This window comes from Streptomyces sp. NPDC111744 (assembly GCF_055634995.1).
Window position 1 is genome coordinate 24420 of the sequence record NZ_JBVKCG010000036.1, and the last position, 25749, is coordinate 50168.

Genomic DNA, 25749 nt, shown 5'->3' on the forward strand with positions numbered 1-25749 from the left:
ACCACTGGTGCTGATCACAGCCACTCGTTGATAGCTGCGATGAGGACGGTCGCCTCGTAGCGGAGCGCCAGTTTGTCGTAGCGCGTTGCGACGGCGCGGTGCCTCTTGAGGCGGTTGATCCCGCACTCGACCGCGTGGCGCTGGCGGTAGTCGACCGGGTCGAAGTGCGGCGGCCGGCCGCCGCGGGAACCGAGCTTCCGGCGGTTGCGCGCCTGGTCAGCTTTGTCCGGGATGGTGCATCGGATCCCGCGTCGGCGCAGGTAGGCGCGGTTTCTGCGGGAGGCGTACGCCTTGTCCGCCCGCACCCGATCGGGACGGACGCGTGGCCGACCCGGCCCGATGCGGGGCACGCGGACCTTTGCCAGTACGGGTTCGAACTGCGGCGAGTCCCCGCGCTGTCCTGCCGTGACCACGATCGCCATGGGTTTCTGACCTTGCTCGACGGCCAGGTGCAGCTTGGTGGTGAACCCGCCGCGCGACCGCCCCAGCCCATGATCACAGGGCTCGGTGAAGATGCCGCCCGGTGGCTGCTTCTGCAGGTGGCCCTGCTTGCGGGCCCCGGCCGCATGCTGATGGGCACGGCACACCGTGGAGTCGACGCTCAGGTCCCAGACGATCGCGCCTTTCGCGTCGGCCAAGGTCTGGAGCCGAGTCAGTATGCGGTGCCAGATGCCTTCCCGCTGCCACCGACGGAAGAGGTCGTAGACCCGGCCCCACGGCCCGTATTCGACGGGAACGTCCCGCCATGGAACACCGGTCCGGACCCGAAACCGTATGCCGTCGATCAGCTGCCGCCGAGGCCAGACAGGCGGTCGCCCCGCCTTCATCCCCTTCGGCAACAACGGCTCCAGCACAGCCCACTGCTCGTCCGTGAGATCTCCCCGACCCATGGACCGTGATCATTCACAGCCCGAGATCCACTTTCGACACACGGCCTAACACCACCCACTGACAACACCCCCCGACCAGCACTTCTCCAAGTCACAGCACGGCAAGCAGAGTTACCCTCATTGCCGACCACAACGCCGAACCGGAATCCCGGCTCCATGACCCCCACACCCCGCCCAACAACCAGACCCCACCGCACCACAAAAAGTAAAGAAATGACCAAGCCGCTCTAACGCTGCAGGTCGCGAAGTGTCGGCTCCGCGCGAGCGGAGGTGTCCCGTCGTCGGGCACGGGCCGCAGGTGCGGGACCGTGTCGGCTCCGCGCGAGCGGAGGTGTCCCGGCGCGGGACGCCGCGAGCGCGTTGCAGGATCTGTCGGCTCCGCGCGAGCGGAGGTGTCCCGGTGATCCACTCCTTGCTTCGTGCTTCAGTGGGGTCGGCTCCGCGCGAGCGGAGGTGTCCCGGCCTCGGTGAGCGTCGGTGCCGTTTAGCGGGGGTCGGCTCCGCGCGAGCGGAGGTGTCCCATCCGCACGTTGTACACCAGGACGGCCGACACCGTCGGCTCCGCGCGAGCGGAGGTGTCCCGCTGCTCGCCTGGGCCGGCCTGAACCCGGCCGCGTCGGCTCCGCGCGAGCGGAGGTGTCCCGCTCACCTCGGAGAAGTCCGACGTGGACTTGGAGTCGGCTCCGCGCGAGCGGAGGTGTCCCGTTGTCTCCGTCTACCCGTACCGCTCCGCCTGCGTCGGCTCCGCGCGAGCGGAGGTGTCCCGAGAGGACATCGGTTTTGTTCTCCTTGGTAGGGGTCGGCTCCGCGCGAGCGGAGGTGTCCCACTACCCCCACCGCCTATGAATTGGATGACTTCGTCGGCTCCGCGCGAGCGGAGGTGTCCCGAGTTGGTGTCCTGGACCGGCTGGCCCAGGTCCGTCGGCTCTGCGCGAGCGGAGGTGTCCCGCCGCGGCCGGTTCGCCAACGGCACCACCAGCAGTCGGCTCCGCGCGAGCGGAGGTGTCCCGGATGCGGCGTCGCAGTTGTCGTCGTCGGTGAAGTCGGCTCCGCGCGAGCGGAGTGTCGGCAACGGCTGAATTTGGGACCAGTTCGAACGGTTCAATTGTGAGCCACTGTGCGGCCTCGCTTGTTCGTCAGTCGTTGTCGGTGGCGGTGGGGACGCGGCCGAGTTCGCGGCCCTTCATGCGGTAGGACTCCCCTTTGAGGGAGTGGACCTCGGCGTGGTGGACGAGTCGGTCGATCATGGCGGCGGCGACGGTCTCGTCGCCGAAGGTCTCTCCCCAGCGTCCGAAGGGCTTGTTCGAGGTGACGATCACGCTGGCTCTCTCGTATCTGTTCGAGACGAGCTGGAAGAACAGGTTCGCGGCCTCGGCCTCGAACGGGATGTAGCCGACCTCGTCGATCACGATCAGCGGGTAGCGGCCGAGCTTGACCAGTTCGTCCTGGAGCCGGCCGGTCTGGTGGGCGGCGGCGAGGCGGTCGACCCACTGGGCGGCGGTGGCGAACGCGACCCGGTGGCCGGCCTGACAGGCCCGGACAGCGAGTCCGGTCGCCAGGTGGGTCTTGCCGGTGCCCGGCGGTCCCAGGAAGACGGCGTTCTCTTTCGCCGCTATGAAGTCCAATGTTCCCAGGTGTGCGAGTTGTTGGCGCGTCAGACCACGCAGATGAGTGAGATCGAGCTCCTCGATGGTCTTGATGGCGGGGAAGCGGGCGGCGCGGATGCGGCCCTCGCCGCCGTGACAGTCGCGGGCGGAGACCTCGCGCTGCAGGCAGGCGACCAGGTACTCGGTGTGGGTCCACGATTCGGTGCGGGCGCGTTCGGCCAGGCGTTCGGCGGCGTCCAGCAGGGCCGGGGCCTTCATGGCACGGGCGAGGAAGGCCAGGTCGGCGGCAGTCTGCTGGCCCGTGCGGGCGCCCTGGCCGTCGGGCTTGCCCGCGTCGGCCGTAGGGTGCGTTTTCGCGGGAGCGGTGGTGCGGGGCATCAGGTGTCCCCCTCCTTCCCGCCGCCGCCCTCGATGAGGGTGAACATGCGGTCATAGGCGCCCAGCTCGCGTTGTTCGACCTCGATGCCGAGGCGGTCGGGGGCCAGGGCCGCAGCCCTGGCGGTGGCCGCTCGGGCTGCCTGCTGGTGGATCACCTCACCGCGCAGGTTCCGGGCCGCCGCGGCGTGTTCGGGGTCGGTCAGGCTCTGGTGTCTGGCCCAGCAGCGGGTGTGACGCGCCACCAGGTCGTCGCCGCAGGTCACGGTGATCTCCTCGGTGTCGGCGTGGACCGTGACCATGTGGCCGATCGCGCGGGGGTGGACGGAGTAGTCGTTGGTGTCGACGCGGATGTAGTGGTCCCGGCCCAGGCGGGTGCGAAGCGGCCACCAGTGGGGCGGGCCGACCGGCGGGATGGCGAGCATCGACGCCCGGTCGTTCTCCCAGCGGTCGATGGGCCGGGCGTCGATGACACGGTGATGGCGCCGGTTGGCGATCTGCAGCCAGGCGCCGAGCTGGTGGTTGAAGTCGTTAGGGCCGGTGAAGAGGCGGCCGGGCAGGAAGCTGGTCTCCAGGTAGCCGTTCGCGCGCTCGACCAGGCCCTTCGCTTCCGGGTCCCGGGGCCGGCAGAGGTGCACCCGGATGGCGAGCAGGCCCGCGAACGCAGCGAACTCGGATGTCAGGCGTCCCTTGCCGACTCCGGCCTCGTTGTCCCAGACCAGCATCTTCGGCACGGCTCCCCACGCGGTCAGCAGCCGCCAGTGGGCGTCGATCAGATCGCCCGTCTGCCGTGAGGGCAGCATCCGAGCCGTGATCACCCGCGAGTAACCCGAGACGATGACCAGCACCGGCGGCCGCCCACTCTGGCCGTAACCGAGCGGGATGTCCACGGGCGGGAACCACAGGTCGCACTGCGCGAGTTCACCCGGCTCATAGACCGTCCGCGAGACGGGATCCACCGGCAGATAAGCCGGCCGCAGCTCGCGCACCCGCTCCCGCAGGATCGTCAGCCCCCGTTCCCAGCCGATCCGCTCCGCGATCACCGTGACAGGCATCGTCGGGGTCTGTTTCAGCAGCTCCCGCACGGCCGGCTCCACCGCGTCCACCGCCGAGCCCTTCGGCGCCCGCCGATACCGCGGCGGACGGTCCGAGGCCAGCGCCCGCAGCACGGTGTTCCTGGAGATCCCCAGCTGACGGGCCACCGCCCGAGCCGACAGCCCCTCCATCCGGTGCATCCGGCGGATCTCAGCCCAGTCCTCCACGTGGATCACCCTCTCTTCCTCCCGACTTCAGAACCAGTGAAGTCAGAATGATCAAGAGATCGCAGAGTGGCTCACTTTTCATCCGCCGTCCGTGGCCCTCGTTTCACCCGTTGCCGAGAGCGGAGGTGTCCCCGCATCGAGGCCAGCGGCTGGGACCTGATCGCCGTCGGCTCCGCGCGAGCGGAGGTGTCCCGGCGTGAGGCTCTGCAATCCTGACGGCATGGATGTCGGCTCCGCGCGAGCGGAGGGGTCCCGGTGACTCCTAGGTTGTTGGGATGTATCTCCCCGTCGGCTCCGCGGGAGCGGAGGTGTCCCGGAGGGCCCCCAGGGCCCGACGACTGCGGCGCAGTCGGCTCCGCGCGAGCGGAGGTGTCCCGGAGGCGTCGGAGGCCTCGATCGAGTCCCACTCGTCGGCTCCGCGCGAGCGGAGGTGTCCCGTCGTCGAGCCAGTGCAGGACGTAGACGCCGTCGTCGGCTCCGCGCGAGCGGAGGTGCCCCGTCCAGCCAGCCCAGCGCTTTTCCCACCGACTGGTCAGCTCCGCGCGAGCGGAGGTGTCCCGGGGTAGTACGGCGACAGTGCGTTGCCCGGGGTGTCGGCTTGCTTGATCAGCGTCGTGTCAGACTTCGATGTAAGCGACGACGACCACTGTGCGCAGCACGGTGACGAAGTACAGGATGCGGACGGCTTCGATGTCGTCTGTGTACTGGCGCAGTTGGGGGCTGGCGGTGTCGCCGGGGATCGGTGCGCCGATCTCGGGGTCGACGGAGATGACGACCAGGGCGCGGTCCAGGGCGTGGATGTCTGCCTCTCTGGTGAGGTTCTCCAGCTGTTTGGCGGCTGAGTCGGAGAAGGCGATCCGGGCGCGGCGGGGTCCGTGTCCTTGGGTCATCAGGCGACGGCTGGCCGCTGCGCGGCGAGTCGGGCGAGGTGGGATTCGCGCAGTTCTTCCCAGGGCGTGCAGTCCTCGACCGGGGGCAGGCCGTTTTCGGCGATGTCTTCCAGGACGGCGGCGAACTGGTCGGCCTGTTCGCGGGTTCGTGCCGCGTACGCGCGGACCGCCTCGGCGGCCGCCGGCTCCAGCTGCTGCCGGACGGCTCCGTCGGCGGGGACCGGCTGGTCGTTCATCGGAGCCTCCAGACGCGGTACGGGGCGTGTGACACCACGGTATCGCCGAGCGGGTCAGCTGAGGGACCTCCTGGCGGTTTGGGCGGGGGTCCTGGCGAGGCCATCGCGACCGCGCCTTCCAGATCGTACGGTTGTACAGGCGGCGAGGGGGAACCTGGCGGGTCCGGGGTGGTGTCCAGGGGAGCATGAACGCTGATCTCCTCAACCCGCTCGTCAGTGCTGCCGGTGCCGTGGCTCTCGTGTTCCTCGGGGCGGTGGGGAACGACTGGCAGACGCGCCGTACGGAGGCGCGCAAGCAACTGGCCGATGACCAGGCAGAGTTGCAAGCTCAGGCCGATGAGCTGCTCGCTGCGGTGATCGCGGTCAAGGTGGCAGGCAATATGCACGATCGCGGGGTAGGCGGCTGGAGAACGCGACTGATCGTCAGCGCGCACGCGCTAATCCGGGCGACTGCGGCGCGGGAACGAGCAGGGCAGGGCCTTCCCGGCTTCCTCGCCCAAACCGGCGAGATGGTTGCGGTGCTCCGTCAGTGGGACCAGGAGTTCTCGGCAGCGGCGGACAGGCTGACCGCGCCCCTCAGCCGTCTCGGAGCTGCTGCCGCGCCGCTGATAAGGCGCCCGGAGCAAGCACTGGCCGAGGCGGCCCAGAACGTGCTCGCTGCGGTCGTGGACCACTTCGACGACGAGGACGTGGCGACGCAGGCCCTGACTGCGTTCCGCCGGGAGCTGCTCCTCGTCCTGGACGCGCCCGCCGCGCCTCGGCGCCGACTGTCCCTGCGCCGAAGCAGCGATAGCTAGGCGGCGAATCCGATGTTGGTGACGTACTCGTACTGGCCCCACTGGGAGCCAAGGTCGACCACCGCGTCGTCCACCCACGCGTTGTCCAGGGCGTCGTCATCGTCAGCGGCCCATGCGGCGACGATCCGGTCCCACCGCCGTACGTTCAGCGTCCGGTACGCCACGGCCCGCTGCTGGGGCCGGGAGACTTGCGACTGGTTGAGCGGGTGGAACTCCACGCGGGTGCCGCGGCCGTCGCGGTTGAGGCGGGCCAGGAGGTAGCGGGCGACGTTCTCGCGCCGGACCGCGCGGTAGGCCTGCTCGATCGCGGCGAGGCTGGCGCGGGAGGGCTGGCGGGTGCCGGCGAGCCAGGCCCGGATGGTGCGGGGCGTGGCGGTCAGGCCGGCTTCCCGGGCGGCGGCGCGTGCGCGGTCGGATCGGGTGAGGTAGTGCAGGCGGGCGAGCAGGCCTCGCCTGACGGTGATGGGGGTGGCGACGTACCCGGCGAGGGCGTCGAGCTGGCGGGCGACGGCTTCGTGGCCCTTGATGCCGCGCGCGCCGAACTTGCCGAAGTCGAGGTTGCGTTCGGGCATGTCAGGCCTCTTCCGGAGTCACGGGGGCGGCTTCGCCGACGGTGTAGACGTCCTTGACCTTCACCTCGGTCACGCCGCGCCCTTCGGGGAAGATAGCGCGCCAGTCACCGGCCACGTGCAGCTCGTCGGTGCCCATCGCGCGCACCACCATCAGACCCTCGTCGTAGGCGCGGTGGGCCTTCCACCACAGGTTCGCGAACGCCTGGGAGCGGATCAGGTGCATCCAGTCGGTCCGGTAGAGCTCCCGGTTGTAGTTCGACTCCCCCATGGTCGAGACGAACTTCGAGTACATCGCCTTGACGTACTCCAGCGTCACCTCGTCGCCGTCGGCGATCGCCCGGTCCCGGGCGTCCTTGAGCGTGATGCGGAACTTCTCCAGCAGACCCTCGGTGGCCCCGGACGTCCAGGACTCGTGGATCACGGGCGGGTCGCACAGCCCGTACTTCGGGCCGGAGATCCGTAGCAGCAGGCGCAGGGTCGGCTCGGTCACCCACAGCGGACCCGGCTCGTCACGCTCGCCGATCGGGTTCGGCAGGACCGCGTCGTGGTCCCAGTTGGGCGGGGTGATCAGGTGGATACCGGCCCGGCGCCGGTCGTGCTGCCCGCCCTCGGAGTGCTCCAGCTGTCCGAGCGGCAGATGGGTCTTCAGCGCCGACAGGTACGCGCCGTTGACGTCCAGCGCGGTCACCTCGTGGGCGCCGGCCGGGAGTTCGGGCCGGGTCCACTTCGGGCGGGCCTCCCACACCTGGTCCGCGCCCCGTGCGGACTGCTTGCGCAGCGCATCGGGCAGCCACGGGTGCGCCACTACGTCGTAGCGGCCGCCCATCCGGGACTGGTCCAGCAGCGCCATCGCGTCCGGGATCGCCCGCTTCACCAGGACCTCGGTCGCGGCCGTGACGTCCCCGCCGTGCTCGCCGAGCGCGGCCGCGACCGCCGAGGAGATCCGCCCGGCGAGCGGGTCCGGGACATCGGCGGCCTGCACCCGGCGGCCGGCGGCCACGACCTTCACCCCGCGCGAGGCCTGCCGCGGTCCGTCGGCGCGGCCCCGACCACTTGCGCTCGCAACCGGAGCCGCCGCCGCGGGTGCGGGTGCCGGCTGCGGGGACTGGGGCGTGGTGGCGCACTCGGAGGGGTCCAGGTGCTGCGGGAACCCGGCGACCTGGTGGCTGGCCGGCTGCCCGCAAAGCACACACGGCTGCGGCACGGCGAGTTCGTCCTGGCCGTCGTCGGCGGTGGTGGTCACGGCCGTCTCCGTCGGGCTGGAGCTGTCCGCGGCCGCGGGGTCGGCGGCCGTCTGCGTGCGGCTGTCGAGCTTGGCCTGTGCCTGCTCCAGGAAGTACGCGTACCGCGCACGAGACTCGCCGCCGGGCTCGCGGCCGGCTTCCCAGCCGCTCAGCGTCGACGCGCTCACACCGACCGCGCGCGCCACCTGAGCCTTCGACAGGCCGATGCTCTCCCGCAGTTGGCGCCGGAGCTCCGGGCGCGGCAGCGGAACCTCTTCCTGTACCCCGGCGAGCAGTGCGTCGATCGCCGCGAGGCCGGGGGTGGTGTTGTCCCGGTCCATCGGAACTTCCTTCCTTGATCGTCTGTGTGAGCGTCTGAGGGCCGCCCCCCGGGACCCGGCGAGGAAAACCCCGCCGGTAGGCCTACCGGGGCCGCACAGGGGCGTCCGGCAGGCCTACCGGCCCACTACGTCAGGGTGGCAACGCGGGCACTTCTCCCCAGTCCCCAGCTCCCCGAGCGTCCGAAACCGCGGATTGAGCCTGGCGGCAGGGGTGCCCTCGCCGCACTGCCCGCACCACTCCGGCACGCCGGAACGGCCCTTGCTGACGGCAGCCGGAGCGAGGGGGGCCTTGGACATTTCCACGTGCCGGTGCATGTCCGTCCAGCCGCGTGCGGCCATCTCCCGGGCCCGGTCGCACAGCCAGGTCTCGGGGAGTCCCTGGCCTAGCAGCTCGATGGCCTGGCCTTCCAGCCTGGCCCGGGTCCCATTCAGCACCGGTCGTCCGAGGGCAGCGGCGTACGCGGCCACGATCCGGCCTCCTGCTGCTGCGGTCTGGTCTGAGCGCTCTCGCTGGTGCGGGACCTCAGCCCCGGAGGGGTTCTCTCCCCCCGGCGCAGCCTCGATCTCTCTCTCTCCGTCCGCAGGGACGTCTCCAGGGGCCTCAGCGTTACCCGCGACAGGAGAGAGACCAGAGGAAGATCCAGAGGGAAAAACCAGAGGAACATCGCGTTTGACCTGGTCAGATGCCGCGAGCGGGTCGGAAATCCGACTCAACGGGTCGGATTTCCGACCCGCCGGGTCGGATTTCCGACCCCCGGGGTCGGAAATCCGACCCCCGGGGTCGGAAATCCGACCCGGTCCAGGCTGCGGGTCGGATTTCCGACCCGCCCCGGAGGCGGCCCGGCGGGGGCCCGGAGCGGTACCGGTGTCGGCGTCGTTCTCGACCAGATCGGCGAGGGCGGTACCGAGCGCCTTCAGCTTGTCCTCGGAGTTCCGCCACCCCGTGTAGCCGTCGGGAGCTCGGTCGTTGATCCGGATGCGAAGCGACTTGGTCATGGCGCTTGCGCGGGACGACGTTGTGAGCGGCAGGCCCTCCGGCGTGGTCACTAGACCGACCTTGGTGAGACCGTCGAGGATGCTCCGGATGCGGGTCAGGCTGGACGGACCGCCGCTCGGACTGGGAATCAGCTCGCACAGCAGCTGGAGGGTGAGCACGCGGACGTGGTTCTTGAACTTGTCGACCACCAGGCTCCGCAGGATCAAGTACCCGCGTACCTCGCCGTCCTTGAGTTGCTCGGACAGGGGGATCCAGTCCATGACGCGGGTGTCGTACCAGCCGTCGGTCTCCGGGCCGTACAGCTCGACTACCTGGTCCGGGGTGGCTGCCGACGTCGTCGGACGCGTCGGCGAGGACTTGGCACGCTTCGATGCGCTCATGCCGCCCCCCTCACCGAGAGGCTGGCGGCGGCCGGGACGGAAACGGCCGCGAGAGTCCGCACGGCTGGCGGACGGTAGAACAGGCGACGCAACTGGGTCATCTCCCCAGGTAGGGGAGCCGTACCGGTGGAATGTGACCTATGCGGATCCCAAGAGTAGTGGCGTTGCGCAATCGGGTGCGCATACTCTGGGTACAGGTGACCACGAGGGCCGCGAGGCCCACGGGTATCACCCCCGGCGAGGTCACCTCACCGGACACGACTCGGAGCTTTGAGAAGGGCGTGCGAGTCGGACTTGGAAGCGGCTCCTGTTGTGGCGACAGGGGCCGCTTCGCATTTACGGAGATCGGGAGCGCATTGGTCTTCTCAGCCTGCCTTTTGGTGAGGCGAATCTTGGCCGGACATCACTTCTGGGTACTTATTAGCCCAGCCCTCCAGAAGTCGGGCATAAGCTTCCAGGCGGCGGCGGTGCGGCTTGGCCGTTCCGGTCTCCCAGCGGTGGAACGCGACCCTGGTGACGCCGAAAACGCTGGCGACTTCTTCCTGGGTGAGCCCGTCGGCCTTGCGGAGACGTGCTCGAACTTCCGGCGGCGGCATGGTGTCCGGCCGCGCGAGTAGAGCGTCGACTGCATCGAGTAGTTCAGACACTGTTCCCCCTCTTCTCACGTGATCCAGAACTATACATATGTCTCTACTCTGTGCTGTGGAGTTAGCGACGTGTCAGGTGAAGATTCTGTCGGGCTAGGGTCACCAGCATGCGTCTCGCTCTCTTCGACCTGGACGGAACCCTGGTCGACCGCCGATCCGCCTTCACGGCTGCCATCACTCAGCTCAGCCACGATCACGGCTACGGCCCCGAGATCGAGCGCTGGCTGATCGCCGAACTGGCAGACCGAGCGGACCGTAGCGACTTCGAGCGCCTGCGCCACACCTTCCAGCTCAACGAGTCGGCCGATCATCTGTGGCGCGTATACGTGGACCGCATGGCGGCCGCCGTGCACTGCCGGCCCGCCGTCCTCGACAGCCTGGAACGCCTCAAGGGCGGCGGGTGGAGCATAGGCGTCGCGACCAACGGTTCCAGCGACATTCAGCGCGCAAAGATCCGGGCAACTGGCCTCGCAGACCTGATCGATGGGATTGCCGCCTCGGGAGATATCGACGTTCGCAAGCCAGACGCCCGGCTCTTCGAACTCGCGGCCGCACGCTGCGGTACTCAGCTCACCCCGGGCGACTGGATGACCGGCGACAATCCCGAAACCGACATTGCTGGCGGCTACCGGGCAGGGCTCCGCACCATCTGGGTCGACGGCCGCCCCTGGCCCCCCGACCTTGTCGCACCCCACCACACCGTCGGTGACGTCACCGACGCCATCGACTACCTCCTCACCCACTCCGCGGAGTAACCCCATGCCCCACCAGCCGACCGTCGGCATCCTCCACCCCGGCAGCATGGGCGCCGCCGTCGCGGCTTGTGCCGCAACGAACGCCTCCGTTCTGTGGTGCAGGGCCGGGCGCAGCCGAGCCACCATCGCGCGTGCCGAGCAGGCTGGCCTGACCGCAGTGGCCACCCTGGCCGAGCTGCTGGACCGCAGCGACATCGTCATCAGCCTTTGCCCGCCAGCTGCCGCCGAGGACCTGGCCCGCGACGTCGCAGAGCACGGATACGCCGGGGTATACGTGGACGCGAACGCCATCAACCCCGAACGGACGACGCGGATCGCCGATCTCCTCGGAGCCAGGGCGACCGTCGTGGACGGAGGCGTCATTGGCTCCCCGCCCGTGGGCGGTAAGAGCCCGACGCTGTACCTGTCCGGCCCTGCCGCTGCGGTCGCCAGCGTTGAAGCTCTTTTCGTGAACACGGGCGTGCAGACCATGGCCCTGGGCGCGGAGATCGGGACAGCGTCGGCGCTGAAACTGGCGTACGCCGGTTTCCAAAAAGCCTCCCGCGTGCTTGTGGCGCTCTCGGTCGGCCTCGCCCACAAGCACGGCGTCGACCAGGAACTCCTCCAGGTTGCAGCCCGACGCAGCGACTCGTACCTTGCCGAGCCCGAATACATCGCCAAGGCCGCGGCCCGCGCGTGGCGGTGGGGCCCGGAAATGGAAGAGGTCGCCGACGCCCTCGAGGACGCTGGCCTTCCCCCGGAGATGCTGCGTGCAGCCGCCGCCACGCTGGCACGGTGGAACGACGCCAAGGACAGCTCACTCACACTCATGGACGCCCTGACCCTCCTCTCCCAGCCGTAGCCCGCGCTCATGCCGGCGTTGCTCCCGCCTGCCGCGCCACAAGCCGGTCGATGACCCGTGCCGACTCCTCCGGCGAAGTTATTGCGGTGTCGACGGTGAGGCTCCAGGCCATGTTCGGATGCGCGTCCAGGTCCTTGCGGGTCGCATCCCACGCGGCCAGCCGCGCAGCGGTGTCCCGGTCGCCCCGGCGTTCGGACCTGCGCGCGGTCTCCTCTCGCGGACACCACAGCAGCACCACTGACCAGTCAGCCGCGTAGCCGTCGATCAAAGCCTGGACGCCGTCGACCTGCCCGAGGTGCACCACCGGCACCCCCACCTTGAACGCCGCATCCAAGCCCGCCCGATCGATGGCGTACGTGTTGCCATACCGGCGGTTCGCATAGACGACGTCGCCCGCAGCCTCCAGCGCGAGCAGCTGCTCAGCGGTCCCCATTCGGTAACCATGGCTCTTGCCCGAGCCGACCTTGAACCGCTCGAACTGCCGGTAGCGGCAATCGAGTCGAGACAGCACTCCGGTGATGGTGTCCTTGCCCGCGGCTGGCGGGCCGTACAGGATCAGGCCCGTCTGCCCGGTCATGCGTACATCGCTCCCATCGCCTGCCTTGCCTGGTCCGCGAGTGAGACCGCGGTGCCCAGCCGGTTGTCGACGACCAGGTGCGGCACCGCCGGCCGCAGGTCCATGTCGATCGTGGCGACATACTCGTCCCAGCGCGCGAGCTTCCAGGCGTCCCGGGCAGCGGAGCGGAACGTGATGTACTCCCGCATCGACTCCTCATCGCAACGGACCCAGACCGGGTAGACGTCGACGCCCAAGGCGTTGCAGCGGTTGGCCAGCCTCCGCATCCAGTCGGCGTTCGTCATCTCGGAGATGAACGGCGCGGTGAGCACCGTACTGATGCCGCACTTGATGTTGGCCATCGCGGACTGCATCAGGCAGTCGTACTCCACCGGCCTGACCTTCTCCCGGTACACGTCCGTGTGCCGGTCGTTCGCGTCGGCTCCCAGAGCGACCAGCAATTTCTCCACGAGCGGGCGGGTGAGCGGGTCCTTGTCGAGCAGGGGCCAACCTGTCAGCTGAACGAAGAAGCGCGCCAGCTCGGTCTTCCCGCTCCCGGCGTACCCACCGACCAGAATCAGCGCGGGCCGGTGCGGATCACCCCCGGTGTGCCGGCGCTTCCAGGCGTCAATGATGCGCTGCTGGAGGGCGACGTGGTCGGCCGCCTCGGAGCCGGGAGCGATGGCATGGATGGCCCGTTCCACGGCCAGCACGTGCGAGCCGTTGAGACGGTCGTCCACCGGCGTCACCTTGAACGACGTCTCCTCGCCCGGCAGGGCCGTGCGAAAGCCCAGGTCCGGTTCGGTGGCGCGGTACAGGAGGCAATAGGCGCGCCGGTAATGAGGTCCCGGGAACACCTCGCCCTGCTCGTGCTGCCAAAGCGTCTGGGGGTTGGCGGCGGGGATGCCCTTCAACTTGGCTTGCTCGGCTACCTGCCGGAGCCGTTCCCCCGCCTGCTCCAGCGTGAGCCCGTGCGCTTCACGATGCTCGCGCAGATGCTCCGGCCGCCAACCCAAGTGCTTTGCCACCCTCTGGGCCTCCGATGTCATGTGCCGGAGCCTAGATCCAGACCCCGAAATCCCATGTGTACGCGGATGTTGAAAACCTGTGTACAAGCACGTGCATGAGTTTCGACAAGCCGCTGTGATGTCGATCTGAGGATCTTGCCGGTGTGATGGCTCCCACAGAACGAGCTATCAGGCGGAGGCCGCTGTGCCGGAGTTGCAGTGCTCAGGCGTCGAATTCGTAGTCCAACACGTACGCGGCCGAATCCATGGTCATCTCGTTGATCTCTACGACTCGTCCTTCAGAGTCGAAGGCCGTGCGAGCCAGTTTGATGACCGATCTTTCAGTGGGGATGGCGAGACGAGCCGCCTCCCTGACGGTGGGCATGCGTACGCGGACCTCTTCTCGGTAGCGCGCCGGTGCGTGGCCAAGATCTGTCAGGCGCGCGTAAATCCCGCCAGGGCCGGTGTCGGCTTGCGTGATGGGAGATCCCTCAACCAGCGACTGAGGCAAATACGACTCAGCGAACATGACGGGGCGTCCGTCCACCAGGTACCGACGACTGCGTACGCAAACCGTCTCGCTTGGAGCCAGCTCAAGCACGTCCCTGATGTGGGGCGGAGGGGCGACGCTTTCCGAGACAGCGATCTGATCGACGTCCGGCAGTCGTTCATCTGCGGACCAGATCGTCTTTCCGCTTCCCCACTGGTCGCGGGCCAGTCGCTTGATGCCGTGGCGCCGAATGAGCTCGAACGACATGACACGAGGGCTGGCCCCCTTCCTCATTTCGATGAGGCCTTGTGTGCGCAAGATCTTCAGCGCCGCACGGGCAGTGAGACCGGCAACCCCGTGTTGCTCGGCCAGCGCTTTCTCTCCCGGCAAGCGATCACCAGGCCCGTAGTCGCCCCGCTCGATCGCCGCCTTCAGTTCGTCAGCGATCTGCTGAGCCTTGGTGGGCTGTGCGCCGGTCTCGTCTGCTGCCATCTGTCTCCCTACCTCGATAACGATCCTATGGGTGATTGCTATCGAGGTGCCTTGCGGGGCGCCCTGGCGGGTTCGGGCGGCTGGGTCAGGATACCGGAACATCTCAACCTCGGTAACGAGGTCATTGACATTGATACCGAGGATGGTCTCTACTTAGTCTCGCAACCTCGTTAACGAGGTTGTTGCCGGGTTCACTACGGGCCCGGCTTCCCCACCCGGAACCGCTTCTGGAGAGGCGCCGGATGAGGGAGCCGGAACGTCGGTTCCTCACTGCAGGACTGCAGGAAGCCCCTTCCCCTAGTAGTTGGGGAGGGCCGGGGTGATAGCCACCACCAAATCCCCCGGGTCATGGCTCCTGTGGCGCACGAAGCAGCGCTGATGTGCTGTCCGTCCATCAGGACGCGCGGGCCACCACGGCCTGTGCGGCCTGGCGGGCGGAGAGGACACCTCGACGCGTCCAGCCCCTCCGAGACGAGGAGTCATCGTGACCACGACCGCCACCCCGACGGCTCGCAAGCGGTGCCGCAAGACCCGCACCAAGCGCGTCAACCCCCGCCCGCCGATCGCCGCTTCCACCCTCCCAGCCACCGAGATCGACCTTGCTCCCGGCCGGGAGCACATGGTCTGCCCCGACTGCCGCACCTGGTGCCCGATCACCGGCATGAACGGCACCCCGAAATTGGTGCCCCACCACACCGACCCCGCCGGCACCCCGAACCCCCGCCGCTGCACGGCCGGTAGTGACCGCCGCGTCACCATCGACATCAGCGTTGATGACTGGCGCACGGTGCTGATCGAGGCCCGCCCCACCACCGCTTCCCGCCGCGCCACCAAGGTGCTGCCCCAGCCCAAGACCGCCCCTGCCCCGGCCGCGAGTCAGCTCACCCCCGCCCCGCTCAGCGCCGAGACGGTCCGCCGCGCGTTCCGGCAGCACCAGCAGCAGTGCCGTGCCTGCAAGGGCGAGATCACCGGCCGCGACGGACTGCCGCTGCCCTGCTGCGACGGCGAACGCCTCGCCGTCACTTTCCTCCGCCTACTCCGCCAGGAACCCCGCCGCCGCGCCGTCCGCGACTTCTTCGCCCAGGAGCGGCGCCGATTCGACCGCCAGTACGCGGCCGCCGCACCCACGCGCGCCACGCAGTGGAGCGCCGTCCTCTCGAAGGTCGGAGACGCTGACACCCGGCGCGCGCAGCTCCCCGCCGGCGACGCCCCGACGGAGTCTCCCGCCGTACCGCGCACCACGCTTCGCCCGGGACAACCGGCGAGCTGAACACCAGGACGAACCTCGCGGCCCCGGCCCTCCCGATTGAACGGGACGACCGGGGCCGTAGCCGTCCGCAGCCCTGGGCTGCCCGCCGTCGACCGGCCCGCTTCACTGCGAGCCGGTCGACGGCGGAGTGCGCAGGCCGCACCTCACCCACTGATGACCAGGAGGGCCCATGGAAGGCGAGCAGGACGGGATGACCGCGTACGAGAAGGAGCAGGCCGACCTGGCGGAGATGCACCGGACGTACGAGGAGATGGACCAGGCCGAATACGAGCAGTTCATGGATGAGCTGGACGCCCGCGACGCCGAGCGTGCCGCACGGCAGAACTGACCCGCAGCCCGCGCTGCCCGCCGTCGACCAGCCCTGCTTCACCGTGGGCTGGTGGTCGGCGGAGTGCGCAGGACGCACTCACGCGATGGACCCCCGGGGGTGCCTCCCCGGGGGTCCTGTCGTAGGTCACCCTTCTGTGAGAGGACGACCCACCACATGCACAGCATGACAGCCACCCCCACCCTGGTCAGCCGTCCGGAGCTGCCGAAGCGTCCGCTTCCGCACGAGAAGGCCCCGGACCGGCCGACCCCGGCTGGCGGGCGCCCGCACCCGCAGCGTGACGCGCGGGTCGACGCCGAGATCGGCCCCCGCGCGGTCGGCGCGATCTACCAGACCAGCATCAGCGCGTACGAAGTGCTGGCCGTCATCCGTGACCCCGAGCGGGCCAGCGCGCTGCTCCGGCGTACCGCGCTGTGGACGGTGATCGTCCGCGACATCATGCGCGTCGACGCCGAGCCGTACGCGGTCGGCGACACGTGGACGACGTCGGACCGCCTGGTCCGCGAGGGCCGCACGCCCCAGTCGTTCGCGGCGGCTGCCTGACGATCCGCCACGGTCCGCCTCCCGCCTCCCGCCCACCGGCGGGTGGGAGCGGGAGACGGGCCGTGGCTGGCCGTCCGGCCAGTCACAGGCGGCGGCCCCGGAAGGTGAGAGCTCCGGGGCCGCCAGTACAGGAACTCGGGAAGGAGTCCCTGTGGCTGACAGCATGACACGCACCATCACGACCGATGAGGCCCACCAGCGTCTCGGTCAGCACCTCCTGGCCGTCGTCCGTGAGCAGGACGCCCGGATCCCCGCCGGACGGCGCGCACCGCGCACCGTGGCGGAGATGCGGGCCCGGCTCGCCGCCGTCAACCTGGACGACACGGAGCAGGACGCATGCGGCTTGTGCGGACGCTGGTCGGCGTGCAGCGCGTGCCGGGGTCGGCAGCAGCTGGCCGTCGTCGTCCCGGCCGGGACGGAGGCCCGCTGATGACGCGCTGGTTGATTGCTACCGCGTTACGTCTGGTCCTGGCCGTGAGCGGCCAGTGCTCCGTGTGCAGCGGCTGGTTCGAGGGCTGGTCGGGAGGCGTCTGTGATGCCTGCCGGGCTGCCGGGCACTGACCGTGCCTGACGATCTGCTCGCCCGCTACCAGGCCGCGCACACCGCGCACCGCGCCCACCAAGGAACCTGCACGTCGTGCACCGACACCAGCCGCTGCCCCACCGGGCAGCGGCTGTTCGAGTCGTTCGCCGCGCTGCAGGACGCCTACCTCAACCGTCAGCGCAAGAAGAACCAGCGCTGACGATCCGCCAGTCCGGCACCGCCACCTCTGCCGACTGCCTGACCCGCACAGCCCGGCCCCGCCCCCGTCGGCGGTCGGGCTGTGCGGCGTCCAGGGGAGCCGCGCAGCCGCGCGACCGACCACCTGCCGGGAGGCCTTGATGCCCACCCTGACCCCCACCACCCCGACCGGCCGACTGCCCCGCTCGCTGTGCCGGCATGACTCGCCGTGCCCGTCGGCGGACAGTCCGGACCGGGAGGCCGCCGCCGTCCTGGTGGCCCACCCGGAGCAGGGCTGGAGCCTGCTCTGCAACGGGCTGCTCGCTTTCGACGACACCGGCGACCTCCTGCCCGACGGTCGCATCGTGGGCCCGCACCGCCCCGCCTGACTCCGACCACCGTGCGGCCGTTTCGGCTGCACCGGCCGCCGTTTCGGCACCGCCCGCCCCCGTTTCGGGAGCGGGCGGATTCGTTTCGGGCACGCCCTTGACCGACCCCTTCGGAGGTCCCCATGACGATCACCGACGTGCCGCGCCAGGCGGCACCCGACACCCCCGTTTCGGCTCCACCAACCGCTGTTTCGGACGCGCCCGGCTTCGTTTCGGGAGCACCGGAGTTCGTTTCGGAGACGGACAACCGGAACGCGATCAACACCGGCCGGGACCGGCTGATGCTGGCCCTGTCGGCGGCCGCCGCGCTCGGCGGCACGCTGGTCGGTGTCATCGGTTTCGCGATGTCCTACAGCACTCTCGCCAAAGTCGCCCTGAACTGGGGATTCAGCCGAGGGCTCGCGCCCTGGTTCCCGGTCGGCGTGGACGCCAGCATCATTGCGTTCCTCGCGCTGGACCTGTACCTGATCCGCAAGGACACCCCGTGGCATTTGCTGCGGGTGGCCGCGCACACGATGACGGCCGCGACGATCTGGTTCAACGCGTCGTCGCAGGGCGACATCAACACCGACCCGGTCCGGGCCGCCAGCCACGGCGTCATGCCGCTGCTGTTCGTGATCGGCGTCGAGGCCGCCCGGAAGCTGTTCATCAAGAAAGTGCAGCTCGAAGCCGGTACGGCCACCGACCGGATCCCGCTGCACCGCTGGGTGCTCAGCCCGCTCGGGACGCCGCGGATCTACCGCCGGATGCGGCTGTACGGGGTCACCTCGTACCCGGAGATGACCCGCCGCGAGCGGGACCTCAAGGGCTACGAGCAGTGGCTGAGGCGCAAGCACGGCGGCAGCCTGGACGCGGCGACCGAGGATGAGCGGCTGCCCATGACGATGGCCGCCTACGGCTACACCGTCGCCGAGGCCCTCGCCCTGCCTGAGCGGCAGGAACGCGAGGCGCAGGAACGGGCGGAGGACGCCGAGCGCCGGCGCCTGGAGTCCCAGACCCGCCAGGAGCAGGCACAGGCACGGGCGGAGGCCGACCGGCTGAAGTCCGAGGGCATGGTCGAAGCCGTCCGCGCGCAGGTCGAGGCGGAGACAGGGCAGGCCCGTGCACACGCTCGTGCGCAGGTCAGCGCCGCAGAACGGGCCGCCGAGCAGGAACAGGCCGCTCTGGAGACCGCGTTGCTCGCCGAGGCCCGCGCCCGCCAGGCCGCCGCCGACCGGGCGGCGGCTGAACAGCGGGAGGCCACGGCCGCCGCCGACGTCCGTGCGGCCGAACTGGAGCGTCAGGCAGCCCAGAAGCGGAAGGAGGCAGCGGACGCCGACCGGGCCGCCGCCGCCGAGACGCAGGCCATCGAAACAGCCACGATCGCAGAGGCCCGCAAGCGTGCTGCCGAAGCCGACCGGGCCACTGCCGAAACCGAGGCGGCTGCTGCCGAAGCCCGCTGCCGCGCCGCCGAAACCGTCCGCCGCGCGGCGGACGAAGAGGAGCGCACAGCGGCGTCCCGCGCTGCCACGCAGGACGCCAGGAAGCGTGAAGCCGAAACCGAGTACGCCGCCGCCGAAACGCGGCTCGCTGCCGCCGAAATCGAGCGGCGCGCGGTCGAACTGGAAGACACCGCACGGCTCACCCCGCGCCAGCGCGCGGTCCGCAAGGTCGCCCGGATGGTCCTCGCCGCCGACGGCACCGCCGACCAGCTGCCGCTCGCCGAGATCCAGCGGCAGGTGGGCGTCACGTCGGCCGGCACCGCCTCCGAGTACCGCCAGGAGGCCGCCGACCTGCTCGCGAGCGGCTACCGCCCCGAGCGGTGACCCACACCAACACCCGTCCGGCACACACCAGTGAAGGCCAGCCCATCGGAAGTGGGCTGGCCCTCGCTGCGACTGCCGGAAGACAGTCGACAGCTCCCCCAGTAGACCAGGAGGAATCCCACGTGACCAGCAAAGACATCGCTACCCGAGTGACGCAGGGCGTGCAGGCGCTGGCGGTGCCGGGGCAGCGCGAGGGCTGGCAGGCCGCCCACCGTGGCAGCTTGCTGTCCGACGCGCAGTCCTATGACGGTCTCGCCGACGCCCTCCAGGCCGACGTGAAGACCCGCCGCCTGCCCGGTGACCTGCCCTTTGGCCTGTCCGCCGCGTCGCGGGCCCGTAAGCGCGCCAAGCCCCTGCGGGAAGCGGCGCGGGCCCTGCGCAAGGCCGCCCGCGCCATCAACAGCACGGTGGCTGCGTACGAGGAGACGCTGCCGGAGACCGTGATGCAGCGCCGCAAGGACAAGGCGCTGGCCAAGGCCCACAAGAAGGCGGCCGTGCACGCGGCGGCCCGCAACAGCGCTGAGCAGACGCTCCAGCGACTCGCCCCGGCCGGTCAGAACGACGACCACCCGGGCGGCGCGCCGAAGCTGCTCGGCGACTTCTTCGGCCAGCAGAAGCGCGGCGCCTGATGGCCGCCGGCCTCTCCCCGAAGCAGGCCGCGCACTGGAACCGCCGATTCGAACAGGCCCGCGCAGAGGGCCCGGAGAGCTTCTTCCGGGCCTGGCACGACCTGCTGAAAATCGGCGCGCTCCAGAAGGTCAAGAAGTCCGGCGACCACGCGGTGTTCAACCAGCTCTCCCAAGAGCTGGAGCGCCTGTACCGCGCTCACTGCCAGTGAACGCGACCGTCATCATCACCGTCATCATCACCGTCCGAATGTCCTTGACGGGGGGTCCCAACCACGTGTACGCGTACGCGTGCGAGGGCTCCTCTCGTGGTCACGGACGGTTACCAGGAAGGGAGGGGTCGTGTCCGACGATCAACGCCCGGACAACGTCCTCACACTCCCCCGGATCGGCTCCCCGCCGCCTCCGGATCTGCCCCCCGCACCCGACCTCTCCATCCCTGCACCCGCCGATCCCGGCGACGGCGGGGGTGTTCGAATTTCCCCCTGGGACGCCCCCGACATCCCGCACGCGCCCGCCGCTCCGGACGGGGCGGCGGTCCTGCGCAGCGAGGGCAACGAGCCGCCCGGCCAGGCTGATGCGGGAGCACCCCGGGCGGGCGCACTGTCCCTTGCGGCGGTCCTCGCGATCGCCCTCGCCGCGTTCGAGGGTATGCAGACCTGGATCACCGAAGCGGTCCCGCTGCGGGCTGAAGCCGCCCGGCACCGCCGGGAGATCGAGCTGCTGGCCGCGAAAGCCACCGCTGACGCGCACCGGCTGGGAGCCGAAGCATCGGCGGTCCGCCGCCGGGGCGTGCCGTCCAGCCACGACTACGGCCGCAGCGCGTTCGGTAGCGGCGGCTCCGGCGGTCGCGGCCGGGGCGGCGCGTTCGGGAACGGCACCTTCGGGCGCGGATCCGGCGCGGGCCAGGGAGGCCGGTCCGGACCGGTGCGCTCCAGCGGTTCGACGCTGGGCAGCACCGGAACGGGCCGCACCAACACAGGCCACACCGGCCCGTCAGGCCGTGGCGGCGGTTCCGCCGGCGGCGGCCCCGGCCGAACCTTCGGAGGCGGCACGCGCAACAGCGGCGGCCCCGGCGGCGGCTCGGGGAACGGTTCCCGGGGCGGCGGTACATGGGGCTCCGGCCGCAACGGCGGCGGCCCTGGTGGCAGTTCCGGCGGTTCCGGCGGGAGCGGTGGCCGCCGGTCGATGGGCCGCAAGGTCGCCGACTGGTGGTCCAAGGGCAGTCAGGTCAAGTCTCCTGGCGGTACGGGCGGCGGCACCGGGTCGTCCGGCACTCCCAAGGGCGGCTCGGGCGGTACACCGTCCAAGGGCGCTGTGCGCAATGCCGTACGCCGCGCACAGAATGGCAAGCCCGCGCCGACGTTCTGGGAGGCGACCGGGGACCAGCTGAGGAACCGGTGGAAGGGCCGCCAGAACACCGGCGGCACGGGCGGCACCCGGGGTGCGGGCGGCGGCTCCGGCCGGGCCGCCGGCGCGGGCCCCGGACCGGTCAACAACGGCTGGAAGCCCCGCGGCCGGACCACGTTCCGGCAGGCGGTGTACGAGACGATCGGCGACCGCTGGAACAAACGCCGCCAGGACTGGAAAGCCAACGGCGGCCCGCGCTCCAGGCGGGCCGACTTCCGCAAGACCCACACCCCCAACCCCGGCAGCAAAGGGCCCGGGAACAAGGGCAGCGGCGGTAAGGACAGCGGAGGTACGGACGGTTCCCCGGGCTGGGCATGGGCGCGCGCGTCAGCGTTCGACACCGACGACGGTCCGGACGTGGTGATCACGGTGGAGCAGGACGGTCCCGCCCGTTCGCACGGCACCCGCTGGGAGCCCACCCCGCTCGCTCCGCCCCGCCCGCAGCTGCCGCGCACCGGGCCGCCGCTCCTGCCGCGCGCTCCGCAGCGTCCGGCCGGCTCCCGGCCCGGCACCACCCGCCCCAAGGAGGCCATCCCCATGCCCGCTTCCCCCGCCCGTACCGGCACGGCGGGAGTGCCGGCCGCCGTCGGTATCGGTATCCCCGGTCGGATGGCCGCGCAGCACGCCACGGAAATCACCCTCGGGGGCGCGCTCGATGCCCTGTCGAAGCTGGTGTCCGCCGGGATGACCACCTACGACGCCTGTGTCGAGCTGGGCAGGCAGGCCCGGCGCCTGCTCGCCGAACTCGAGGCGATGGGCGCGGATCTGGCCGTCAACCACAACGTCAACGGCACCCGGACCCGGACCGCGCACGCGGAACTGATGGAAGCGGTCGCCGAACTGGTCGGCTACATCGAGCGGATGGCCAAGTCGTCGCTCGCGGCGGCGGAGGCCGCCGAGGCCGAAGAGACCGCGATGGCCCGGCACTACCGGCCCACCCAGGCAGCCGCGCAGGATGCGGGTCTGCACGCCCCGTCCGCACGCCTCCACAACGAACACTGAGAGGAGACGTCGTGGGAGAGATCGCACCCGCGATCGGCGCGGACGGCGCCGCCAACAGCTACACGGCCGTCGGCGCGAAGTTCCGGGCCCTGCAGAAAGCCGCGAGTGACCTGTTCGACGCAGCCGAGACCGTCGCGCAGTCGATGCGCGACGACTCCCGGTTCGCGATCGACGTCGCGGAACTGTGCGCGGTCGCCGAGGTCGACCCGCGCCACGTGATGGCGGTCGTCGAAGTCGGCGCCCGGTTCGGCGAGGTGGTCGGCGGCTCCACCCAGCTCATGGGCGCCGCCGACCGGGTCCACCAGGCCGCCCGCCAGCTCCAGCACGAACACCAGGCGGAGTACGGCGGCGTGTACGAAGCCGTCACCACCTCCCCCGCCCGGCAGGCCAAACCCGGCTTCTACCGGTCCTGACCCGCACCACCATCCCGCACAACCCACCCCGGAGGGGGCCGCACCGCACCGCGGGCGGCCCCCTCCTCCATGTCTGGAAGGACTGAACTGCCGTGATGCGCAGGATGCCCACGCGGGCGAAGTGGGAGATGGGCGCCTACGGGGTGTCCTCCGCAGCACTCGCCGTACTCCCCAACGTCAACATGCCGGCCGCCCACATCGGCGCCGCCGCGATCGGCGGCGCCAGCATGTGGCGCCTGTACCGGCAGACCAAGACCGGCAACTTCCACCGCACCGTCCGCAGCGCACAGCGGCTCCTCGGACCGGTCACCGGCAGCGCCGTCTACGCCGCCGCCGCGATGACCCCCGGCACCCGCTGGTGGGAGATCCCCCTTGCGCTCGGCTGGGGCGGCCTCATGGCCGCGTGGCTGCCCGCCACCCGCTCCGCCTGGACGCCCGGCGACTTCACCGGCATCGCCTACCCGTCCGGGTTCGAGGGACTGGTCATGCGCCTGTGGGACCAGCACCAAGTCGCCCCCCACACCCACCTGGAGACCATCCACCAGACGATCTCCGCATCGCACCCGGACTTCGAGTGCGAGATCGTCGCCCCGCAGGGCACCCCGGTCGGCCGCATCGAGGAAGAGGCCATCGCCGCGGCCTTCGGCGTGCCGACCCTCGCGGTATCCATGCGCGAGACCGACCACGGGCCCGGCCGGATCCTGCTGACCGTCGCCCCCACCGGAGAGACCAGCCGGAGCATCGAGTCGATGTGGGAGCAGCTGGTCGCCCGGCCCGGCGGCGCGATCCCCGGCAGCCGCGTCCTTCGCATCGAGCAGCGCCCCGCACAGGACGGCATTCCCGCACGCGGCATGATCCTCGCCGAAGTCGAGCCCGGACAGGTCGCCCGCGTCTCCCACGAGCAGCTGTGCACCGCGTTCGGGATTCGGTCGGAAGAGATGCGGCTGGTCACCGAGACGCACGGCAACCAGGTCCTGGTCACGGTGTACGAGTCGGCGCCGCTCGCCTCCGGCCGCAAAGCCACCCGCGAGCTGCTCACCCTGGACACGTACGGCCGGTACACAATCGGCACCACCCCCGACGGCCGCGACGCCAAGGTCCACATGCGCAGCGCATCCGGCACCCTGCACGGCTTCCTGGTCGGCGTCACCGGCTCCGGCAAGACCGTCTCGCTCGCGCTGATGTGCGCGGCGTGGGCACTGGCCGGACTGGCCACCTGGGTGACCTCGGCACGGCCGGACGCGCAGATGTCCGCCGTCGGCCGCTACGTCGACCGGCAGAGCGCTGGCGCCGTCTTCACCTGGTGGCTGCTCAAGGCCGCCATCGCACTGATGGACCTGCGCGGCGAGATCAACGCCGAAGTCGGCCACGACTTCTCCGCCCACTCCCCCTACCCGGGCCTCATCCTGGTCCTAGACGAATTCAACAGCCTGGTCGGTGACGACCTGCTCGGCGACGACATCGGGTTCATGACCGACGTCATCGCCCGCGAGGGCCGCAAGTTCGGCATCGGCATCGTCTTCGCCGGACAGTCCCTGAACCTGGAAAAGCTGGGCGGCGCCGCCTCCCTGCGGGACCAGGTCCAGGGCGGTATCGGCGTGGTCCTGCGGATCACCGGCGGCATCGCCGCCCGGCAGGCCACCGGCGGACTCGCCGGAGACGTCGACCTCGCCCCCATCCCCGACCGGCTCGGCGCCCACGTCTCCCTGATGGACCGGATGATGGGCACCGCGCAGGACGTCCCCGGCGCCGCCACCCAGGGCATGGGACACACCGTCACCGGCTCCGGCGCACAGATGATGCGCACGCTATGGGCGCACCTGCCCGACGACGGCAGCCCCGACGGACTCGGGGACCTGTTCCCCGAAGACGGCATCTGCCAGCTCACCGACCGCGAGATCGAGCGGCTGACCGAACTCGGACTCTGGCACGACTGGACGATCGAACCCCCCGTCGGCAAGAAGAACGGCGGGAGTGACGACGACTACGGCGACGGCGACCTCACGATCGGCCAGTTCGCGCCGCCCCCGGTCGTCCAGCCCGCCCGAACCAAGGCACCCACGGTCAAGGAAAAGATCCTCGCCGCCGTCGACCGGGAGATGACCACCAAGGAGATCCGGGACCTGGTCGACGCCGCCGCCGGCACCATCCGCAACGCCCTCTCCGACCTGGTCGCCGACGGACGGCTGCGCCTGGTCGACCACGGCGTCTACGGCCCCACCTCCACCCCGGCCAGCGGGACGGACACGGGCGATCAGAGCCCGCCGGACGTCGCTGCCGACACCCTGCTCACCGCCGCCGAACTGGTCATCAGCAGTCAGTTCGGGTCGGTGTCGATGCTCCAGCGCAAGCTGCGCACCGGCCTGGCCACCGCGACCCGGGTCATGGACGCGCTGGAGCACCTCGGGATCGTCGGCCCTGCCGATGGCGGCAAGGCCCGCGAGGTCCTGGTCGCTGCTGACGCATGCGACGACGTCCTGCGCGAGATCCGCGCGGACCTCACCGCCACCGTCGACTGAGCCCTGCTTCCTGCCCGTTGTGCCGCCCGGCCTGCACGCCGGGCGGCACCCACCCACACCCAACCCCGGAAGGGACCACTCCGTGGCCGTCACCGTCTCGCTCGCCCTGCTGCTGTTCGTGATCGTCGTCGCCCTGCTGCGCGGCGGCTCCGTCACCACCGTGGCCGCACTCACCTGCATCGCGTTCGGCTTCGCCCTCGCCTCCACCGGCCTCGCCCCCGCGATCAGCGGCGTACTGAGCGCTGTGGCCAGCCTGTTCTCCCGCACCTGAGCTTGGCGTTTAACCTCGCTGCTGTTTCAAGCGGACATGTTCGGTGAGGGTTTCGGCTCGTTTCACGGTCTTCCCGGGTTCGTGGTGCGGGGCT

Annotated in this window: 28 protein-coding genes and 2 CRISPR repeat arrays; of the genes, 16 read left to right on the top strand and 12 right to left on the bottom strand. The window is 70.4% G+C overall.

Features of this window, described 5'->3' with window-relative positions:
• Positions 1–14: 14 nt before the first annotated feature.
• From ACZ7OO_RS40920 to ACZ7OO_RS40940, 5 genes are all read right to left on the bottom strand, one after another.
• Entirely contained in the window at positions 15–890 is an 876-nt protein-coding gene (locus ACZ7OO_RS40920; RefSeq protein ID WP_471512485.1) for an IS5 family transposase, read from the bottom strand.
• A gap of 249 nt (positions 891–1139) precedes the next feature.
• Positions 1140–1900: a CRISPR direct-repeat array (repeat unit 29 nt; unit sequence GTCGGCTCCGCGCGAGCGGAGGTGTCCCG).
• A gap of 126 nt (positions 1901–2026) precedes the next feature.
• Complete coding sequence (gene istB, locus ACZ7OO_RS40925) at positions 2027–2875, bottom strand: IS21-like element helper ATPase IstB (protein ID WP_471512486.1); 849 nt, start codon at positions 2873–2875, stop codon at positions 2027–2029.
• Positions 2875–4143, bottom strand: coding sequence for an IS21 family transposase (istA, locus tag ACZ7OO_RS40930; protein WP_471512487.1), 1269 nt, complete (start codon positions 4141–4143; stop codon positions 2875–2877). Before istA ends, istB begins: the two co-directional genes overlap by 1 nt.
• Positions 4144–4299: 156 nt before the next feature.
• Positions 4300–4694: direct repeats of the CRISPR family, unit length 29 nt; unit sequence GTCGGCTCCGCGCGAGCGGAGGTGTCCCG.
• 57 nt (positions 4695–4751) lie between these two features.
• Positions 4752–5024 (bottom strand): hypothetical protein, encoded by a 273-nt coding sequence (locus ACZ7OO_RS40935; RefSeq protein ID WP_471512488.1) that lies wholly within the window; start codon positions 5022–5024, stop codon positions 4752–4754.
• Complete coding sequence (locus tag ACZ7OO_RS40940; RefSeq protein WP_471512489.1) at positions 5024–5260, bottom strand: hypothetical protein; 237 nt, start codon at positions 5258–5260, stop codon at positions 5024–5026. Before ACZ7OO_RS40940 ends, ACZ7OO_RS40935 begins: the two co-directional genes overlap by 1 nt.
• 185 nt (positions 5261–5445) lie before the next feature.
• On the opposite strand from ACZ7OO_RS40940, the gene ACZ7OO_RS40945 reads away from it, so the two are divergent.
• Positions 5446–6057 (top strand): hypothetical protein, encoded by a 612-nt coding sequence (locus ACZ7OO_RS40945; protein WP_471512490.1) that lies wholly within the window; start codon positions 5446–5448, stop codon positions 6055–6057.
• On the opposite strand, the gene ACZ7OO_RS40950 is transcribed toward ACZ7OO_RS40945, so the two are convergent.
• The 4 genes from ACZ7OO_RS40950 to ACZ7OO_RS40965 form a co-directional block, all read right to left on the bottom strand.
• Positions 6054–6629, bottom strand: a complete 576-nt coding sequence (locus tag ACZ7OO_RS40950; RefSeq protein ID WP_471512491.1) for a transcriptional regulator — start codon at positions 6627–6629, stop codon at positions 6054–6056. The genes ACZ7OO_RS40945 and ACZ7OO_RS40950 overlap by 4 nt on opposite strands.
• Before the next feature lies 1 nt (position 6630).
• Positions 6631–8193 (bottom strand): helix-turn-helix domain-containing protein, encoded by a 1563-nt coding sequence (locus ACZ7OO_RS40955; protein ID WP_471512492.1) that lies wholly within the window; start codon positions 8191–8193, stop codon positions 6631–6633.
• Between the two features lie 114 nt (positions 8194–8307).
• Positions 8308–9570 carry a hypothetical protein gene (locus ACZ7OO_RS40960; protein ID WP_471512493.1) on the bottom strand — a complete coding sequence of 421 codons (1263 nt, stop codon included), beginning with the start codon at positions 9568–9570 and terminating at the stop codon, positions 8308–8310.
• Positions 9571–9935: 365 nt separating this feature from the next.
• The gene (locus ACZ7OO_RS40965; RefSeq protein WP_471512494.1) at positions 9936–10217 is read right to left on the bottom strand and encodes a helix-turn-helix domain-containing protein; all 282 of its coding nucleotides are present in this window, start codon (positions 10215–10217) and stop codon (positions 9936–9938) included.
• 107 nt (positions 10218–10324) lie between these two features.
• Here ACZ7OO_RS40965 and ACZ7OO_RS40970 point away from each other — a divergent pair, with 107 nt between their 5' ends.
• Both ACZ7OO_RS40970 and ACZ7OO_RS40975 read left to right on the top strand, forming a co-directional pair.
• Positions 10325–10972, top strand: a complete 648-nt coding sequence (locus tag ACZ7OO_RS40970) for an HAD family hydrolase (protein ID WP_471512495.1) — start codon at positions 10325–10327, stop codon at positions 10970–10972.
• A 4-nt stretch (positions 10973–10976) separates the two neighbouring features.
• A complete protein-coding gene (locus ACZ7OO_RS40975; RefSeq protein WP_471512496.1) occupies positions 10977–11813 on the top strand; it encodes a DUF1932 domain-containing protein in 837 nt (278 codons plus the stop codon).
• Between the two features lie 7 nt (positions 11814–11820).
• Here ACZ7OO_RS40975 and ACZ7OO_RS40980 read toward each other — a convergent pair whose 3' ends face one another.
• The 3 genes from ACZ7OO_RS40980 to ACZ7OO_RS40990 form a co-directional block, all read right to left on the bottom strand.
• The gene (locus ACZ7OO_RS40980) at positions 11821–12390 is read right to left on the bottom strand and encodes a phosphotransferase-like protein (protein ID WP_471512497.1); all 570 of its coding nucleotides are present in this window, start codon (positions 12388–12390) and stop codon (positions 11821–11823) included.
• Positions 12387–13397, bottom strand: a complete 1011-nt coding sequence (locus ACZ7OO_RS40985; protein WP_471512498.1) for an AAA family ATPase — start codon at positions 13395–13397, stop codon at positions 12387–12389. The genes ACZ7OO_RS40980 and ACZ7OO_RS40985 overlap by 4 nt, the downstream gene beginning before the upstream one ends.
• 202 nt (positions 13398–13599) lie before the next feature.
• Positions 13600–14358: a GntR family transcriptional regulator gene (locus ACZ7OO_RS40990; RefSeq protein ID WP_471512499.1), complete on the bottom strand. Its 759-nt coding sequence runs from the start codon at positions 14356–14358 to the stop codon at positions 13600–13602.
• Positions 14359–14842: 484 nt separating this feature from the next.
• On the opposite strand from ACZ7OO_RS40990, the gene ACZ7OO_RS40995 reads away from it, so the two are divergent.
• The 13 genes from ACZ7OO_RS40995 (at position 14843) to ACZ7OO_RS41055 (ending at position 25655) form a co-directional block, all read left to right on the top strand.
• Positions 14843–15628 carry a hypothetical protein gene (locus ACZ7OO_RS40995; RefSeq protein WP_471512500.1) on the top strand — a complete coding sequence of 262 codons (786 nt, stop codon included), beginning with the start codon at positions 14843–14845 and terminating at the stop codon, positions 15626–15628.
• Positions 15629–15797: 169 nt separating this feature from the next.
• Positions 15798–15956 carry a hypothetical protein gene (locus ACZ7OO_RS41000; protein ID WP_471512501.1) on the top strand — a complete coding sequence of 53 codons (159 nt, stop codon included), beginning with the start codon at positions 15798–15800 and terminating at the stop codon, positions 15954–15956.
• A gap of 156 nt (positions 15957–16112) precedes the next feature.
• The gene (locus tag ACZ7OO_RS41005) at positions 16113–16499 is read left to right on the top strand and encodes a hypothetical protein (protein WP_471512502.1); all 387 of its coding nucleotides are present in this window, start codon (positions 16113–16115) and stop codon (positions 16497–16499) included.
• A 151-nt stretch (positions 16500–16650) separates the two neighbouring features.
• Positions 16651–16929 (top strand): hypothetical protein, encoded by a 279-nt coding sequence (locus tag ACZ7OO_RS41010; RefSeq protein WP_471512503.1) that lies wholly within the window; start codon positions 16651–16653, stop codon positions 16927–16929.
• Between the two features lie 133 nt (positions 16930–17062).
• On the top strand, positions 17063–17242 hold the full coding sequence (locus ACZ7OO_RS41015) for a hypothetical protein (protein WP_471512504.1): 180 nt from the start codon (positions 17063–17065) through the stop codon (positions 17240–17242).
• Positions 17243–17429: 187 nt separating this feature from the next.
• Positions 17430–17609 (top strand): DUF5999 family protein, encoded by a 180-nt coding sequence (locus ACZ7OO_RS41020; RefSeq protein ID WP_471512511.1) that lies wholly within the window; start codon positions 17430–17432, stop codon positions 17607–17609.
• Between the two features lie 122 nt (positions 17610–17731).
• Positions 17732–19414 carry a DUF2637 domain-containing protein gene (locus ACZ7OO_RS41025; RefSeq protein ID WP_471512505.1) on the top strand — a complete coding sequence of 561 codons (1683 nt, stop codon included), beginning with the start codon at positions 17732–17734 and terminating at the stop codon, positions 19412–19414.
• Positions 19415–19536: 122 nt separating this feature from the next.
• A complete protein-coding gene (locus ACZ7OO_RS41030) occupies positions 19537–20043 on the top strand; it encodes a hypothetical protein (protein ID WP_471512506.1) in 507 nt (168 codons plus the stop codon).
• Positions 20043–20252, top strand: coding sequence for a hypothetical protein (locus ACZ7OO_RS41035; RefSeq protein WP_467727253.1), 210 nt, complete (start codon positions 20043–20045; stop codon positions 20250–20252). The genes ACZ7OO_RS41030 and ACZ7OO_RS41035 overlap by 1 nt, the downstream gene beginning before the upstream one ends.
• 130 nt (positions 20253–20382) lie before the next feature.
• On the top strand, positions 20383–22452 hold the full coding sequence (locus tag ACZ7OO_RS41040) for a hypothetical protein (protein WP_471512507.1): 2070 nt from the start codon (positions 20383–20385) through the stop codon (positions 22450–22452).
• Between the two features lie 11 nt (positions 22453–22463).
• A complete protein-coding gene (locus ACZ7OO_RS41045) occupies positions 22464–22865 on the top strand; it encodes a hypothetical protein (RefSeq protein WP_471512508.1) in 402 nt (133 codons plus the stop codon).
• 95 nt (positions 22866–22960) lie between these two features.
• Entirely contained in the window at positions 22961–25384 is a 2424-nt protein-coding gene (locus ACZ7OO_RS41050; protein WP_471512509.1) for a DNA translocase FtsK, read from the top strand.
• 82 nt (positions 25385–25466) lie between these two features.
• Complete coding sequence (locus ACZ7OO_RS41055) at positions 25467–25655, top strand: hypothetical protein (RefSeq protein WP_471512510.1); 189 nt, start codon at positions 25467–25469, stop codon at positions 25653–25655.
• Positions 25656–25749 lie beyond the last annotated feature (94 nt).